This window comes from Streptomyces sp. LUP30 (assembly GCF_001746365.1).
Lineage (GTDB): Bacteria > Actinomycetota > Actinomycetes > Streptomycetales > Streptomycetaceae > Streptomyces.
On the sequence record NZ_MJAJ01000011.1, the window covers coordinates 69995 to 86997 of the forward strand.

Genomic DNA, 17003 nt, shown 5'->3' on the forward strand with positions numbered 1-17003 from the left:
TTACCGGATGATGCAACCGCCACGCTGTTCGCAGGAAGCATTCCCAGTATGAGGGCGGCAGAAATAAGGCCGCCCCATCTACGCGCGCCGTACCGGCTCACGCCCCACCCCTCGTGAAGGCAAACAAAGCCCCCAAAAGGTAACAGGAAGATCAGCCGCAGGAAATAGATTCCCACTCGCTACGCACCGAAACAACCCGAATCCTCAACCTGTCGACGTGGCATTTGAGAGAGATGTGAGACTTCTACGAATCGATAAAGTTGCAGTTCAGGCCATGTTTGCGAGATCAAGCCACGTCACCTGATTGCCCACCTTTACACTCAATGCACATGTTCTCCATGTTTTCTGCCACCTCTCAGTGGTGCTCCGAGCGAGATAGCCGAAGGTGTCACTTATAGAGTTGCGTGAAATCAGGGCACAGGGATTGGGGATTTGTTCGTGTCCAGAGAAAATGAGGACAGGGCGCTTTTCCGAAGGCGCAGATTCCGGTTGCTGACAGGCCTCGCCGCCGTTGGCGTTCTGGTGCCGATATCACCTGCCGGTGCGGTCGAGGCCTCACCTGCGCACGCAGCAAAGACACTCACCGCGGCGTCCGATCCGGTCGCCGACGGTTCGATGACCGAGAAGGACAAGGCTCTTGCTGATGCCCAGGCCTCCGGTCAGCCCGTCGAGGTGGTGTCCGCTCGCACGGAGTCGAGCGACATCTGGGCCCAGCCGGACGGCTCGTTCTCGGTCAAGCGGTACGGCACCGCCGTGCGGGTATGGCGGAACGGTGCGTGGGTGGGGGCCGACCCCACCCTCGCGTTCGCCACCGACGGCGCCGTGGTTCCCAAGGCAGCAGCTGTGTCGGTGCGCTTCTCCGGCGGTGGCACCGGCCCCATGCTCACCGGAAACCGCGACGGACGCACACTCTCGCTGACCTGGCCCAAGGCGTTGCCCACTCCCACACTGGTCGGCAATGTGGCCACCTACGCCGAGGTGCTACCCGGTGTGGACCTTCAGCTGAAAGCCGAGGTGGAGGGCTTCTCTCAGCTGCTCGTGGTCAAGAACGCCGAAGCCGCCAAGAACCCGGAGCTGGCCCAACTCCAGTTCGCCGTCAACACGGTCGGTCTCGATGTCTCCAAGGACAGCGAGACCGGGTCTCTGGAGGCGGTCGACCCGGCCGGGCAGACCGTGTTCACCAGCCCCACCCCGATGATGTGGGACTCCAGCCAACCCACCAGTGCCCGAGCGCGGCAGTTGATGTCCGCCTTCACCACGACCGCGTCGACCACAGAGAACGCCTTCGACCCCGGGGCCGGGGCCAAGGACGCGGCCATGGAGACGTCCGTCAGCAGCGACACGCTGACCATCACGCCGAAACAGGACCTTCTGACGGGGGCTGAGACGACCTACCCCGTCTATATCGACCCGACCTGGTCCAGCAACGTCCGCACCCACTGGACGAGGGTCTACCAGGCTTACCCCAACACGTCGTTCTGGGACGCCAAGGAAGTGGTGCGCGTCGGGTACGAAGCCGAGACCGGCGGCCTGAACCGCATCTCGCGCTCCTTCTTCGAGCTCGACACCAGCGCCGCGCGGGGGGCGCAGGTCAAGTCCGCCACCTTCCGGATCCGCAACACCTGGTCCTGGTCCTGCCAGGCCCGCCGCGTCCAGCTGTTCGAGGTCGGTGACATCTCCGACAAGACCACTTGGAAGAACCAGCCCGACCCGATCGGGTCCGTACTGGACACGGTGAACGACGCCAAGGGCTGGAGCGACGACTGCCCGGCCGGCAACCTGGAGTTCAATGCCACGAACGTCGTCCGAAAAGCGGCTGCCAACGACGACGTGAGCGTCAACCTGGGCATGTACGCATCCAGCGAGACAGACACCTTCGGGTGGAAGAAGTTCGACCCCAAGACCGCCGTCCTGGAGATCGTCTACAACAACCCGCCCAAGGTCCCGACCGACCTGGGCACCTATCCCAGCACCAGTTGCACTGCGGGTGGCACCATCGGCAACACCTCGGTCAGTCTGTACGCGAAGGTCGACGATCCCGACGCGGGCAACCTGACCGCCGAGTTCCAGCTCTTCCGCTCCGGCTCCACCACTCCGTACGGAATCAGCGTGCCGGCACTGCGCGGACGCGTCGCCACCGTCGCGCTGCCCACCGACAAGACGCCCAGCGGAACCTATACCTGGAAGGTACGGGCAAAGGACCCGGACGGGGCGTACTCGGCGTACAGCAAGACCTGCACCTTCACCATCGACCGCGTTCGGCCGAGCAAGCCTCCTGTCATCACCTCCGACGGCAACAAGTACCCCAACGGGGATAGTGGCTGGCCTTCACAGACGGGGCCGGCTCGCACAACTGCTCGATTCCTGCTCGCCCCCAACGGTGTGACAGACGTGAAGGCCTACTACTGGTGGACCGACAGCGATCCCAGCCTCAACGAAGCCTCCACAGACGCCGCCTGGGCAGACTTCATCGTGCCCTCCTACGGCCCTCACCTGGTGTACGCCTACAGCGTCGACGCAGCCGGCAACCGGTCCGACACAGCCACCTACCTCTTCTACGCCACACGTTCCACGGACAAGGACCAGCCCGGTGACCTGAACGGCGACACCTTCAAGGACATCTGGAGCACCGACTCCAACGGCACCCTCCTCGCCCACGCCGGCCAGGGAGAAGGCCACTTCTACGCCGCAGCCAACGCAGGCGGGATCTTCCCGGGCCAGCAGGTCGCGCTGACCGGTGACTGGACGGAAGACGGCTACAACGACCTCGTCTCCCTCGAATACAACGCCAACAACAAGAAGAACAATCTGCGCGTCTACAACAACAACGGCAAGGGCAGCATCAATCGCGACCAGTACGTAGAACTGCGGGTCAGTTGCCCGGTGCCCAGGAGCGGAAAGTGCAAGGCCAGGCCAGGCTGGGAGGGTGACGACCACTGGTACAACGCCGTTCAGGTCACCACAGGGGGCGACCTGAACGGCGACTCCTTCCCTGACGTTCTCGTCAAGCAGGGCACCAAGCTTTGGGCGTATTACGGCGACACCGCCGGGATTCTCGACAGCGTCGCGCCCCCATCACTCGTAGGCACCATCGACTGGAGCAAGTTCACCGTGGTCGCCCCCGGCGATCTCAACGGCGACGCCGCCCCCGACCTGCTGCTCCGTGACGACTCGACCGGCGACCTCTTCCGCTCCTACGGAACGAAGATCGCGGATGACGGCAGACTCAACCTCGCCACATGGGGTGCCGACCGCACCAAAATCGCCACCGGCTTCAAGAAGGCCGACTACCCGACCCTGGGCACCTCCGGCGACCTCACCGGAGACGGCGTCCTCGATCTCTGGACCCGCAAGGCCGACAACACGATGGCCGGCTGGACCGGCAAGGCCACCAACGGTCAACTCACCGGTCTGGCGGCCGCCTTCAGCATCGACGGCATCACCGGCGGCGTCCGCCTCACACCCGGCACTCAGCTCACCTCCGGTCAGTCCATCACGTCCAACTCCGCCACTCTGACCATGAAGGGCGACGGCAACCTCACGGTCGCCTCCAAAGCCGGCTCCGTCGTCTGGCAGTCCAGGACATCGGGCAACCCAAACGCCACCGCTCGCGTGGAGGCCAACGGCAACCTCACCGTCTACAGCGCCGACGGACTGACCAAGCTGTGGACCACCGGCTTGGTCAAGGAGACCACCCCCGACCTGACCGGTGAGGGCTACGTCCTGCTCCAGGACAAGGGCAATCTGGTCGTCTACAACGCCAAGAGCCAGGCCCTGTGGTCCAACGGCTCAGGCATGCGCCACGACTACAACGGCGACGGACGCAGCGACCTGGCCTGGTGGAACGATTTCGATGCCGGATCGGACGCCACCTACAGTCTCTTGACCAACTCCGACGGCACCTTCAAGGAGCCGCTGAAGTCCTACACCGCCGCGGCCGGCGTGTACGAGGCCAAGTACATGAAGTTCGTGACCGGCGACTTCAACGGTGACGGGCGCGGTGACATCGCGGCCCTCCACCCCAAGCCGGACACCAGCCTGGAAATGCTGACCTTCCTGGGACAGAGCAACGGAGGGTTCGCCGCGCCGCTCACCTCCTGGACCGTCGCAAAGAACGTCATGCACGCCACCTACATGACCCCGGAGGCCGGCGACTACAACGGCGACGGACGGGACGACGTAGCCGTCTGGTACGCCTACCCCGACGGCACCACGAAGCTGTTCACCCTCACCGCCAACGTCCGGGGCGGCTTCAACACCCCTCTCGAGTCGTTCACGGCGTCCTCGGGCACCTGGCTGCGCAGCCGCTGCAAGTTCACCACCGGTGACTTCAACGGTGACGGACGCGACGACATCGCCGTCTTCTACGGCCAGGGTGACGACAGCATCCGCACCCACACTTTCCTCGCCACGGTCACGGGCGGCTTCGCGACTCCGACGTCCTGGTGGTACACCGCCTCGCTCGACTGGGACCAGGCCACCCCGCACGCTGGTGACTTCAACGGCGACGGACGCGACGACATCATGATCTGGTACGACTACGACGACGGCAGCGACCGTGTCTCCACCATGTTCGCCGAGTCCCTCAAGGACCAGTTCGGCTCCGCCAAGGTCACCCTGGACGGCAAGAAGAGCTGGGACATCAAGGCGACCCAGCTCGCCACCGGCGACTTCAACGGCGACGGATACGACGACCTGGCAGCCCTGCGCAAGCAGGACACCAGCATCCAGACCTGGACCTGGAACTGGTCCGGCGCGGACGCGACCTTCAAGGGCGGCGTCGCGGGCTGGACCGCTCCCACCAGCACCTACCCCTACGAGCCCATGAAGCTCGTCACTCCCTACAACTGACCCTGCCTTACCCGTACGGGGCATGCGGCAGTGCCGCGTGCCCCGTACGCTGTCCCGAATGCCCTGACCACGAAGGGTCCGCCTTGCCCCCCATACCCGCCCCCCGCCGTGACCGTCTGCCCTCGCTCACCGGGCTTCGGTTCTGGGCGGCCCTGCTCGTCGTCCTGTATCACCTGTCCCGGCAGGCGGGGACCGTGCCGGGGATCAGTGACGCCGTCTGGTACGGGCGTAGTGGGGTCACGTTCTTCTTCGTGTTGTCGGGGGTCGTGCTCGCCTGGACCTACGACGGCGCCGGTGTCGCCGTCCGGGTGTTCCTCTGGCGGCGCTTCGCGCGGATCTGGCCCATGCTCGCCGTCGGTGTCGGGGCGTCCGTCGCCGTGTGGTGGGTCCTCATGGACCAGGCTGTCTCGCTGAAGGCGATCGCCGCGACGCTGCTGCTGGTGCACGCGTGGTTCCCGCAGCCCGTCATCTTCAAGGGAGGGAACCCGGCCGCCTGGTCGCTCAGTGACGAGGGCTGGTTCTATCTGATCTTTCCCGTGCTGCTGGCGACGCTCTCGGGGCGACGGGCCAGGACGTGGGGGTGGACGGCGGCCGGGGTCGGCTGCGGCGCGCTGCTGCTGTGGGTCGGGCTGTCCGGGCTGTCGCCCGCCACCCGCACCTGGGCGCTCGACTATCTGCCGCTGACCCGTTCGCTCCAATTCGTGCTGGGCGTGGTGACAGGGCTGGCGCTCAAGCGCGGGTGGCGGCCTCCCGTGTCACTGCCGGTGTCCGTCGGACTCGTCGTCGCCTGGCACCTGGCGCTGATCCCGTGGTCGAACGCGGTGCCGGACTCGGCCTGGTACAGCCCGTACTCCGCCTCGCAGTTGCTCTCCGCACCGCTCTTCGCGGCCCTGATCGCCGCCGCCGCCCGCGCCGATCTCGACGGCCGGCGGACCGCACTGGGCGGAGCCTGGATGATCAGGCTGGGGCACTGGTCGTTCGCCTGGTACCTCCTGCACGAGATCGTGATCCGGGTGGCGGTGTTCGAGTGGGGCGAGCCCGCGCCCGGGGGCGAGACGCTCGTGTTCTGGGCGGGCGTGCTGGTCGTCAGCCAGGCCCTCGCCGCCCTCGCCTATCACTGCGTCGAGCATCCTGCCGAACGCCGGCTGCGGGGTCTGGTGGTCGCGCCTTCGAAGGACGCCGCCTCAGCGCGGCGAAGTCGGACGCTCGCCTGAGCGTCCGCGGTGACGGGCGACCGTTCTCGCGAGGGAGACGATCAGCAGGTTCACCCCGATGACCAGGGAGCCCACGGCGACGAGCGCTAGGAGGACCAGCGTGGGGTTGACCCAGGCCGGGACGAGGTCGTAGGAGGCGTTGCACTTGTTGTGCAGCGGGAAGATCTGCGACGGCTCGCGATAGTGGTCCCTGCGGTAGTCGTCGTCGTACTTCTGGCCCTTCAGGAGCGTGCAGGTCTCGGCCACGTCGAGGCCGCCGGACCACACTCCCCACAGCCAGGTGAGGAACAGCGCCCCGCCCGACAGGGTGCAGAGCGCGAGCCAGTGGACCGGCTTTCGCCCCATGAATCTCGCGCCCGCGTTCCCGCCCATCCCGTGACTCCCCCGTGCCGTGGTCCGCCCGTGCCCTGGTCGTCCCCTCCCATGGTCGCCGAGGAACGATCAGTTCGGCGCCGGATGCTTCTCCCGTGTCTTCGACGATGTCGTCGTCGTCCGCGTCGCCGCCGGTGTGGCGGATCGCGCCCTCGGGCCCATCAGGACGTACGACAACCCGAAGCCCGCGCACACCACCGCCGCGCCGCCGGCCGCGTCCAGGACCCAGTGGTTGCCGGTGGCCACGATGGCCGAGACCGTGAAGAGGGGGTGCAGCAGGCCCAGGGACTTCGTCCACCGGCTGCGCGCGACGATCGCGATGACCAGGCCGCACCACAGGGACCAGCCGAAGTGCAGGGACGGCATCGCCGCGTACTGGTTGGTCAGCGAGGTGAGCGTGCCGTAGTCCGGCTTGGAGAAGTCCTGGACGCCGTGGACGGTGTCGATGACGCCCAGGTTCGGCATCAGGCGCGGCGGGGCCAGCGGGTAGAGCCAGAACCCGACCAGCGCGAACAGGGTCGCGAAACCCAGGGACGCGCGGGCCCAGCGGTAGTCGACCGGGCGGCGCCAGTAGAGGACTCCGAGGATGGTCAGCGGGACCACGAAGTGGAGGGAGCCGTAGTAGAAGTCGAAGAAGTTCCGCAACCAGGTGACACCGACCACCCAGTGGTTGACGGTGTGTTCGATGTCGATGTGCAGAAGGCGTTCGAGGCCGAGGACGTCACGGCCGTGCGCCTCCGCCCGGGCCCGTCCGCCGGAGTTGGTGCCGCCCGTCGCCGCCAGCCGCACCTGCTGGTACGCCGCGTAGGTCACGCGCAGCAGGAGCAGCTCGAGCAGCAGGTTCGGACGGGTCGGCACGCGCTGGAGGAACGGCAGGAGCGGCACGTGCTTCCAGCGCGCGGGGACCGGTTCGGCGCACTCCGTCGGGATCGGCGTCCGGTAGTCGGGGGACGTCCGCGGCAGGAACGGGACGACGGTCGCAGCGGCGATCGCGAGGAGCAGCACCGTGTTGTCGCGCAGCGGGTGGAGGACCTCCATGTGCGGCAGCATCATCGTGGCCGGGAGGGTCGTCACCAGGATGACGGCCACCGGCCAGACGTAGCGGTCGGACGCGCGCCTGCCGACCCTGCCGACGATCGTCGGCAGGACCCACAGCAGTTGGTGCTGCCAGGTCGTGGGCGAGACGACGATCGCCGCGCAGCCGGTCAGGGCGACCGCGAGCAGCAGCTGGCCGTCCCGGGCGTAACGGACCGCGCGGTGGACGCCGATGACGGCGACGGCCGCGCCCAGCGACAGGAACAGGCCGATCTCCAGCGGGCCGGAGAGGCCCAGGCGGAGCAGGGCGCCGTGCAGGGACTGGTTGGCGAGGGCGTCGGCCTCGCCACCGAGGCCGACGCCCGCCAGGTGGTGCACCCAGTAGGTGTACGAGTCGTGCGGCATCGCCGCCCAGGCGAGCGCCGTGCCGCCGGCGAAGGTCGCGCCGGCGGCCGCCGCCGTCCGGCGACGGCCCGTGAACCACAGCAGGGCGGTGAAGAGGAGCACCGTGGGCTGGAGGGCGGCGGCCACCCCGATCAGGGCGCCGGCGGCCCGCTGGTCCCGTACGACGAAGCAGCCGAGGAGGACGAGGAGGACGGGGACGATGCTGGTCTGGCCGAGCCAGAGTGTGTTGCGCACCGGCAGCGAGAGCATCAGCAGGCTGCTCGCGACGGGCGCGGCCAGCAGCGAGGTCCGTCTGCTGACCGGCTGTGGCAGGGCCCGGGCCAGGACCACGGCGAGGGCGGCCACCAGCAGCAGGGTGCCGAAGGTCCAGCCCCAGCCGAGGGCCTGTTCCGCCGCCCGTGTGAAGGGCTTGAGGACCAGTCCGGTGAAGGGCGTGCCGGTGAAGCGGGTCGATTCGTAGAGTGAACCGTTGACGTGCAGCACGCCGTCGGGTCCTACCCAGGTCTCCAGGTCCGTCAGCCGTTCCGCGCGCGGGGTGCCGAGGACGACGGCCACCTGGCGCACGGCGAGGACCCCCGCCACGAGCCAGAGGCCGAGGCGGGCCGCTCTCAGGCGCGCTCTCGTCGTGTCGACCGCCGTCTCCCCGAAGGTCTCCGCCGCCCGCCCGCTGTGCTCCGCATTCGCCACGCCTCGTCGGCCTCCGCCTCGTTCGTGCCACGCGTTTCCTGCGCCGGGTCTGCTGAACTCGCCCGTCGATGTGGCCCGGCGCCGTCCCCTGACACAGACGCAGGCCACCCGTGCTTCACCCGACGTCCGCTCACCATTTGTCCGGAAGACGATAGTCCGTACCGAGAGGGCCCGCTTCCGCGAAGGGCGCGACCGGGTCGCGGCGCGAACGGAATCCGGCCCTGCGCCGTACGGTCGTTCACACCATGTGTGCAGTGGGGCGTACGGAGAGTGCGCGAGGCTGACCGGAGGGGACCCCGGGGGTGCGGTGGGCGGGGACGTGGCCGCGGCGAGTTGGTCGACCATCTCCGGATCGCCGAACCGAACCGTCGCCCGACGCGGCACGGGCATGATCCAGGCGGCCCGGTCCGCGTACCCGTCGACCGGCAGGCCCATCACGGTCTGCTCCCGCGCGCCGTCCCAGCGCACGACGGAGACCTCCCGGCCGACCGCGATCCGCCGCCGGCCGCCCGGGATCAGCGCCTCGGCCGAACGGCTGAATTACGCCCCCGGGGACGGTGCGGTACGGCCGCCAGGAACTCGTGCGCCGTCCATGCCGTTGACGTGACTAGTTAGCATCCCTAACTAGAGATGCCGACGGGGATGCCGAGAACGACGAGAACAGCGACAGCAACCGCAACAGCAACAAGTACGACAGGACACGAGAGGCAGAACGCATGAGCGAGTCGCAGGCGTGGGACGCCGTCGACGCCTACTTCACCGACCAACTGGCTCCGGACGACGAGATCACGGCCGCCGCGTTGCGGGAGAGCGACGCCGCCGGGCTACCGCCGATCAGCGTCACGGCGAACCAGGGCAAGCTGCTCCAACTGCTCGCCGAGATCCAGGGAGCCCGGTCGATCCTGGAGATCGGCACGCTCGGCGGGTACAGCACGATCTGGCTGGCGCGCGCGCTGCCGGCCGACGGCCGTCTGGTCTCGCTGGAGTACGACCCCCGGCACGCGGAGGTCGCCACCCGCAACATCGCCCGCGCGGGCCTCGACAAGCTGGTCGAGGTACGGGTCGGCGCGGCCCTGGAGTCGCTGCCGCTGCTGGCGGACGAGAACCCGCCACCGTTCGACCTCGTCTTCATCGACGCCGACAAGGCCAACAACGCCCCCTACCTGGAGTGGGCGCTGAAGCTCACGAGCGCGGGCAGTCTCATCGTCCTGGACAACGTCGTACGCGGCGGCCGAGTGGTCGACGCCGACGACGACGCGGCGGACGTGCTCGGTACCCGTGCCGCGATCGAGCTGATCGGCACGCACCCGAGACTGAGCGGCACCGCGATCCAGACGGTGGGGGTCAAGGGCTACGACGGTTTCGCGCTGGCACGCGTCCTGGCGTAGCCCCGTGCCCGGCCGGCCCGGCTCTCGACCCTCTTGAACTCTGAAGCCTCATGGGCTCAGGCCTCATGGGCTCAGGCCTCATGGGCGCTCAAGCCTCGTGCGCTCAAGGCTCGTGCGCTCTCAAGCCTCGTGCGCTCTCAGGCCTCGTGGTAGAAGCCCACGTTGACGCTGCGCGGCCCGGTGCGGTCGTACACGATGATCTCGCCGGAGCCCGCCAGCGGCAGGGTCCCGCCGTACACGAGGGGCTGGGTGTACTGCCCGATCACCAGCCGCACCTCGGAGGACGGCTCGTCCTGCGAGCCGCGCAGCCACGAGACCTGCCAGGCGCCGTCGGGCCCGCACAGGAACTCCAGGTGCACGCGAGAGACGAACAGCCAGTCCTCGGGGGTGGCGAGACGGCACACGGACTTGTCCCTGCCCACCCGCAGCACGGCGCCCGGGTCGCTGGGCGAGTCGGCCATGAGCATGCCGGCCGTGGCGCCCTCTTCCGTCCCGGAGACGGTGGCCATGGTCAGTTCGAGCACGTGCGCTCCCCTTGAGAATTCTTTGACATGCCTGTCGGCGTCCTGGGTCCCGAATGTGTTTGTGCAGCGGCCGCATGATAAATCGCCCGGGCACATCGCGTCCGGCACAATGGACTCATGACCGAGCGAAAGCCACCGGGCGTTCCGTTCGAATCCTGGGTCGACAAGCAGATCCGGGACGCGGAGCAGCGCGGTGAGTTCGATCAACTGCCGGGTGTGGGCAAGCCGTTGCCCGCGGACCTGGAGACGCCGTACGACGAGCTGTGGTGGATCAGGCGGAAAATGGCCCGTGAGGGTCTGTCCGTCCTGCCGCCGACGCTCGCCCTGCGCAAGGAGGCGGAGGACGCGCTCGCGGCGGCGTACGCGGCGCCCTCGGAACGCATCGTCCGGAAGATCATCACGGACGTCAACGTCAAGCTGCGCGACATGATGTTCAAGCCGCCGCCCGGGCCCCCGCTGGGCATGAAGCCGTACGACGTGGAAGCGGTCGTACGGGAGTGGCGGGAGCGCCGGGCGACGGCTGGGAGAAAGACGGCTGGGGAGACGACGGCCGGGGAGCCGACCGAGCGAACCGACCCCTGAGGTCGCCTGAGGGTCGCGTTCGGTCGGAAGGATCCACCGGAAGGACCCACCGGAGGGCCGGGCCGGCCGGAAGGCTTCAGAGGTGCAGGAGCCGCTCCGTCAGTTCGCGGTAGTCCCGCAGGGCCAGGCGGAGTTGCTCGGTGTCGACGGCGGTCGCGGCCGACGCGGCCCGGTCCTTCCCGCCCTCCGGCTGATGCCAGGATCCTCGCAGGGTGCGGCGGCGCCGGTCCACGGCGTCGGTGAGACGTGCGGCGAGTTCCTCGAGCACCTCGTCCGCCTCCGCCACGGCGTCCCGGGGCCCGTCGACGAACCCGACGACCGCGTGCCGCATCCGTGCGGAGATCCGGTCGCTCTCGTCCTCGGGGAAGAGCGACGCGCCACCGTGCTCGCCGGACGTCGACGACGATGCCGTCCTCGCAGCGTGGGCCTCGCGTTCGACGGGAGTGCCGGAAGGCGCGGAGGCGGTGGAGGAGGACGGGCCGGCCGTGGGGGCGGTGATCGGGGGGACCGGAGCCCCGGAGGTCGAAGCGCTCCCCGGCTCACGGCCCTTGGCGCCCACCGTGCCGGTGTTCGTGCCGGTGCTCGTGCCCGTGCTCGCGCCTGCGTCCGTGACCGTCTCGGGGGTGAGCGGCCTGGGCTTCGCGCCCGTCGGACCCGCCGCACCGGCGGTGCCCGCGGCGCCGACGGCGCCCGCGGAACCCGCCGTGCCTGCCGTGCCCGCCGTGGTGTCCCTGCGCGTCGCCGCGCCGGGATCGTCGGCCGTGCCGTCGCCGCGGTGATCGGTCGACGACCGGTCCTTGTCGATGGGCAGGACGCCTTCTCCGGGCAGGACGGCCCGGCCCGGCCGCGCGGCCTTGACCCGGTCGTCCGTCGGGCGGCGGTCGTCCCCGCTCGCACCCCTGTCAGGTGTCAGGTCCGACATGACGGTCAGCCCTCCTTCGTCTGGTGACGGTGGAAGCCCAGCTGCGGGCGGTGCCCGGAACGCTCCCGGGTGGCCGGCTCCTGGGCGCGATGGCGGTCGGAGCCGCGGCCGGACGAGGCGATCAGGTCGTCGAAGAGGGCGCGCGCCTCCACCAGGGCGGACCGCATGTCCTCCGTGTCGGGCGCACCGCCCTCCAGCCCGGAGGCACGTCCCTCGTCCGTCCCGTACGCGTCGGAAGCACCCGCGTGCCGTGTGCCGGAGCCTCCGCCGGAGGTCTGGACGACGCGGTGGACACGTCGGTAACCCTGGACGTGGTTCGCATGGTGGACGGAGAGCGCGGCGACCTGCTCCTCGTACTGGTCGCCGGCCGGGAAGCCGCGGGCGCCGGCCACCTCGGCGAGCAGGCGGTCAGCCTCGGCGACCGCCTCGCGCGGCGAGTCGACGAACCGCTCCTGCGCGGCCGTCCAGCGGGCCTCGAAACGCTCGCGCTCGGCGGGCTCCAGCGGCCGCTCGCGCAGTCCGCCGTGCCGCTCGACGAGAGCGTCGAGCTCACGCTCCGCGGCCTTGACGTCTCCGTCGTGGCGGGCCACGGCCCGGTCGTACTCGGGTCCGAAGCGGCGCTTCAGACCGTGTCCGCCGTGCGAGCCGCGGGCCCTCACGGCCATGACGGCCGCGACGGCGACGAGGGCCGCCACGACCACGATCAGAGCGATGATCACTCCTGTGGACATGCCTTGCCTTCCGGTGTGTCGGCCCCACGGGCCGGTTCCTCTGTCGGGTTGCCCGGACCGCACCTCATAAACGGCGGGGGCGACGGCCCGTCAGAGGCCGGCGGCCGGGGAGAGCGGGTCGCGAGCCGGCCCGGACGGCGGACCGGCCAACGGCGGACGAGGCCGGGTGCGGTGGTCCGGTGCTTCCGTGGTGCGGTTATTCGGTTGCGAGCCGGACGCGGCGTCACCGGAGAATGATCGGATGACCTGGAACGTCGCCCCGGAGCCCTTCGACTCCCCCGTCGCCGCAGCGCTCTGGCGGGCCTACTACACCGAAGTCAGCGACCGCTGGTATCTGCTCCACGAGGGACACCGGACCGACCCGGACGAGCTGGAGCGGGAGATCGCCGCCCAGAGTTGGGACGAACTCGCTCCGCCTCATGGGCAGTTGCTCGTGGGGCGGTACGACGGTGAGCCCGGCGGCTGCGCGGGCGTACGGCTGCTGTCCGCCGGGACCGCCGAACTGAAGCGGGTGTTCGTCCGGGAGGAGCTGCGTGGCAAGGGCGGCGCGGCACTCCTGGTCCGGGCCGCCGAGGAGGCCGCCCACGCGCTCGGCGCCACGCGGATGATCCTGGACACCCGCGGCGACCTGGTCGAGGCCCGTGCCCTGTACGCGCGGCTCGGCTATGCGGAGACCGACGCGCACAACGACGAACCGTATGCCGACCACTGGTTCCGCAGGGACCTCTGCTGACGGGGAGCTCAGGGAAGCCGGTGCTCAGGGAAGCCGGTGGTCTGGCAGCACCCGCCCGCTGTACGGCTGCTCCCGCTCCGAGCCGCACAGCTCGGCGTTGAGTTCCTTGACCAGCTGGACCAGGTCGGTGGGCCGGTCCGGGCCCCACCAGTCGCCGAGCAGCTCGGTCAGCGACTCCTCGCGGGCCTCGCCGAGCCGCTCGGCGACCTCGCGGCCCTCGTCGGTGAGCACCATGCCGAGTCCCTCGCGCACGGCGAGCCGCCGCTCCTCGACCTGCCGCGCCGCATTGGTGATCGCCGGCAGCGGGACGGTGCTGCGCTCGGCCAGCTCCGACGGCTCGACGCTGCCGTACCGCTTGATGCGCAGCAGCAGCCAGCTCGCGGCCGGGAGGAGGTCGTAGCCGGCCGTCGTGGTGATCTTCCGGTAGATCTCGCGGCGGCCCTCGTGGGTGCCGAGGACCGACAGCGCCCGGCACACCTCGTCGTACGAGGAGCGTTCCACGGGGTTGCTGGCGAGGGTCTCGGTCACGTCGGGAGCGGTGACCGAGCCGCGCAGCGGATCCTCCCGCAGGAACCACGCCAGGACGAAGCCCACGAGCGCGACCGGCGCCGCGTAAAGGAAGACGTCGGTGATGGACGAGGCGTACGCGTGCAGGACGGGCGGGCGCAGGTCGGACGGCAGGCCGGCGATGCCCCGCGGGTCGGACTCCAGCGTGCCGACCGAGACTCCGGGCGGGAGCCGGACGCCCCGGAAGGCGTCGGCCAGCTTGTCGCCGAGGCGGCTCGCGAAGACGGTGCCGAAGATGGCGACGCCGAAGGAGGCCCCGATGGAGCGGAAGAACGTCGCGCCCGAGGTGGCGACGCCGAGGTCCTCGTAGGCGACGGCGTTCTGCACGATCAGCACCAGCACCTGCATGACCAGGCCGAGTCCGAGGCCGAAGACGAAGAAACAGACGCTCATCTCGGCCGTGGAGCTGTGCTCGTCGAGCCGGTGCAGCAGGAGCAGGCCGACGGTGGTGACGGCGGTGCCCGCGATGGGGAACACCTTCCAGCGGCCGGTGCGGCTGACGATCTGCCCGGAGGCCGTGGACGACAGCAGCATGCCCGCCACCATGGGCAGCATGTGCACGCCGGACATGGTCGGTGAGACGCCCTGCACCACCTGCAGGAAGGTCGGCAGGTAGGTCATCGCGCCGAACATCGCGAAGCCGACGATGAAGCTGATGACGGCGGAGAGCGTGAAGGTGCGGATGCCGAACAGCTTGAGCGGGAGGACCGGTTCGGCCGCCCGCCGTTCGACGGCGACGAACGCCACGGCCAGCAGCACCCCGAGGACCGCCAGGCCGACGATCTGCGGCGAGCCCCAGTCCCAGGTGGTGCCGCCGAGGGAGGCGACCAGCACGAGACAGGTGGCGACGGAGGCGATGAGGAAGGTGCCGAGGTAGTCGATGACGTGCCTGGTCGACTTGCGGGGGATGTGGAGCACCGCAGCGATGACGACGAGCGCGACGACGCCGACGGGCAGGTTGACGTAGAACACCCAGCGCCAGCTGAGGTGTTCGGTGAACAGGCCGCCCAGGAGCGGGCCGAGGACGCTGGTGGCGCCGAACACCGCGCCGAACAGGCCCTGGTAGCGGCCGCGGTCGCGCGGCGGGACGATGTCGCCGACGATCGCCATCGACAGCACCATCAAGCCACCGCCGCCCAGCCCCTGGACGGCCCGGAAGGCGATCAACTGCGGCATGTTTTGCGCCATTCCGCACAGCGCCGAACCGATGAGGAAGATGACGATCGCGATCTGGAAAAGCCTCTTGCGCCCGTACTGGTCGCCCAGTTTGCCCCACAGCGGGGTCGCGGCCGTCGACGCCAGCATGTACGCGGTGACCACCCACGACAGGTGTTCCATACCACCGAGGTCGCTGACGATCGTCGGCAGGGCGGTCGACACGATCGTCTGGTCGAGGGCGGCGAGGAGCATGCCGAGCAGCAGGGCGCCGATCGAGACGAGGACGTTTCCGGACACGTGTTCCTGACGTGGATCCGCCGTCCTGCTGTGCGCGTCCAAGGCCATGGATGCCTCCTGGGGCTCTGGTGACCTTTTCCATCGTGATCGGTGTGACCCGTTATGGCCTCTTGTAGTGCTCCCCCGATTCTGGCGGAATCCGACATTCCGGGGGCCACGGGCGACCGCCCGTGGGGAGCATCTGCATAATCGCTGAAGTTTGAATGGGGAGGGACGAACACGTGATCGATCCGATGGGGCGGCAGGGACCGGCGGGACGGCAGGGACTGCCGTGCCCGGAGTGCGGAGCGCTCCGCGCGGCCGACAACACGCCGTCCTGCGCCTGCGCCCAGCGCGCCTCCGAGGCCCTGCGCGACACGCGCACGGCGGAGGCGGCAGCCGCGGAGGACTTCGATCCGTTGCGGATACGGCCGTACGTGGAACTGGAGGACTCGGGCCCCGGCCCCGCCTCCGGCCCTGCCGCAAGCCCCGGCCCCGGCTCCGGCCCGGAGGCGGGCGCAGGCCCCGCCTCCGGCCCGGCGGACTCCGGAAGCGCGGCGGGCGACGAGGCCGGTAGCCGAGGGGGCGGTACGGGCGGGATCCGAGGGGGCGACTCGCCCGGCGCGCGAGGGGGCGGCTCGGGCGGCGTGCGAGGGGGCGGCGCGGGCTGGAGCGGGGCCGGAGCGGCCTCCGCCGCCGACGTCACCATGCCGCTGAGGCCGGTCCCCGGCGACGCGACCGTGCCGCTGCGCACCGTGGCCCACGGCGGTCCCGCACCGGACACCACGGCGTGGCCCGCACCGCTCGGCCCGCCCGCGTCCGAGCCCGAGGCCGGCGACCTGAGCCTGTTCGAGACGGTGAACGTCGGCGCCGCACACCCCGACGGCGAGGAACCACGGGTCTCCCACCGTCGCCGCACCCTGCTGGTCGCCACGGCCGCCGCCGTGGTGGGCGTGGTGGCGGCGGCCGGGTTCGCGACCGGACTGTTCTCCTACGAGAAGCCGACGCGCGAGCGGGCCGCCCCGCAGGACGTGCGGGCCGCCGTGCCCGACACCTCCACCGAAGCGGCCTCCGGCTCGCCGTCGGCGAGCCGCTCCGCGTCCCCGTCGGCCGCCGAGGCCTCGCCGTCCCCCTCCGAGAGCGCGAGTCCGTCACCCTCCCCGTCGGCGTCGAGCGCCTCACCCTCGGCCTCCCCGTCGGCCGAGGCGCCCAGCCCCACGCCGACCGCCCGCGCGAGCGCCTCTCTGGCCCCCGGGAAGGGAGCCGAGGGCGGTCCGGCGGCCCCGGCCGACGTGGTCGCCCTGCGACGCGGCGACAAGGGCGCCGAGGTGACCGAACTCCAGCTGCGGCTGCGGCAGTTGCACCTCTACAACGGCCAGGCCGACGGCACGTTCAGCGGTGAGGTCGAGGACGCCGTGCGCAACTACCAGTGGTCCCGGGCCACGACTTCGGACGGCCTGGGCGTCTACGGCCCGGCGACCCGCACAGCACTGGAGTCCGAGACGGAGGAACCGTGACCCGCCCGGGGGCCGGCCCTCCCGGGGCCGGCAGGCGGCAG

Annotated in this window: 12 protein-coding genes and 1 pseudogene; 6 read left to right on the plus strand and 7 right to left on the minus strand. The window is 70.0% G+C overall.

The window, feature by feature from the left end; all coding sequences use genetic code 11:
- Positions 1-615: 615 nt before the first annotated feature.
- Both BG482_RS12220 and BG482_RS12225 read left to right on the plus strand, forming a co-directional pair.
- On the plus strand, positions 616-4851 hold the full coding sequence (locus BG482_RS12220) for an FG-GAP-like repeat-containing protein (protein ID WP_069768995.1): 4236 nt from the start codon (positions 616-618) through the stop codon (positions 4849-4851).
- Between the two features lie 83 nt (positions 4852-4934).
- Positions 4935-6065, plus strand: coding sequence for an acyltransferase (locus BG482_RS12225; RefSeq protein WP_069768996.1), 1131 nt, complete (start codon positions 4935-4937; stop codon positions 6063-6065).
- Here the strand turns inward: BG482_RS12225 and BG482_RS12230 are convergent.
- From BG482_RS12230 to BG482_RS46110, 3 genes and pseudogenes are all read right to left on the minus strand, one after another.
- Complete coding sequence (locus BG482_RS12230; protein WP_069768997.1) at positions 6036-6437, minus strand: hypothetical protein; 402 nt, start codon at positions 6435-6437, stop codon at positions 6036-6038. The genes BG482_RS12225 and BG482_RS12230 overlap by 30 nt on opposite strands.
- Positions 6438-6506: 69 nt before the next feature.
- Entirely contained in the window at positions 6507-8564 is a 2058-nt protein-coding gene (locus BG482_RS12235; protein ID WP_069768998.1) for a bifunctional glycosyltransferase 87/phosphatase PAP2 family protein, read from the minus strand.
- 324 nt (positions 8565-8888) lie between these two features.
- Positions 8889-9083, minus strand: a pseudogene (locus BG482_RS46110) (DUF2330 domain-containing protein); the annotation flags it as partial.
- Positions 9084-9280: 197 nt separating this feature from the next.
- Here BG482_RS46110 and BG482_RS12240 point away from each other — a divergent pair.
- Positions 9281-9952, plus strand: a complete 672-nt coding sequence (locus tag BG482_RS12240; protein WP_069768999.1) for an O-methyltransferase — start codon at positions 9281-9283, stop codon at positions 9950-9952.
- A gap of 137 nt (positions 9953-10089) precedes the next feature.
- On the opposite strand, the gene BG482_RS12245 is transcribed toward BG482_RS12240, so the two are convergent.
- On the minus strand, positions 10090-10476 hold the full coding sequence (locus BG482_RS12245) for a hypothetical protein (protein ID WP_069769000.1): 387 nt from the start codon (positions 10474-10476) through the stop codon (positions 10090-10092).
- Between the two features lie 117 nt (positions 10477-10593).
- On the opposite strand from BG482_RS12245, the gene BG482_RS12250 reads away from it, so the two are divergent.
- A complete protein-coding gene (locus BG482_RS12250) occupies positions 10594-11058 on the plus strand; it encodes a DUF1992 domain-containing protein (protein ID WP_069769001.1) in 465 nt (154 codons plus the stop codon).
- Positions 11059-11134: 76 nt separating this feature from the next.
- On the opposite strand, the gene BG482_RS43885 is transcribed toward BG482_RS12250, so the two are convergent.
- Positions 11135-11980 (minus strand): hypothetical protein, encoded by an 846-nt coding sequence (locus BG482_RS43885; RefSeq protein ID WP_079141763.1) that lies wholly within the window; start codon positions 11978-11980, stop codon positions 11135-11137.
- A 5-nt stretch (positions 11981-11985) separates the two neighbouring features.
- A complete protein-coding gene (locus BG482_RS12260; RefSeq protein ID WP_069769002.1) occupies positions 11986-12711 on the minus strand; it encodes a hypothetical protein in 726 nt (241 codons plus the stop codon).
- 241 nt (positions 12712-12952) lie between these two features.
- Between BG482_RS12260 and BG482_RS12265 the strand changes: the two genes are divergently transcribed.
- On the plus strand, positions 12953-13444 hold the full coding sequence (locus tag BG482_RS12265; protein ID WP_069769003.1) for a GNAT family N-acetyltransferase: 492 nt from the start codon (positions 12953-12955) through the stop codon (positions 13442-13444).
- Between the two features lie 24 nt (positions 13445-13468).
- Here BG482_RS12265 and BG482_RS12270 read toward each other — a convergent pair whose 3' ends face one another.
- On the minus strand, positions 13469-15514 hold the full coding sequence (locus BG482_RS12270; protein WP_069769004.1) for an MDR family MFS transporter: 2046 nt from the start codon (positions 15512-15514) through the stop codon (positions 13469-13471).
- 173 nt (positions 15515-15687) lie between these two features.
- Between BG482_RS12270 and BG482_RS12275 the strand changes: the two genes are divergently transcribed.
- A complete protein-coding gene (locus BG482_RS12275; RefSeq protein ID WP_256096339.1) occupies positions 15688-16962 on the plus strand; it encodes a peptidoglycan-binding protein in 1275 nt (424 codons plus the stop codon).
- Positions 16963-17003 lie beyond the last annotated feature (41 nt).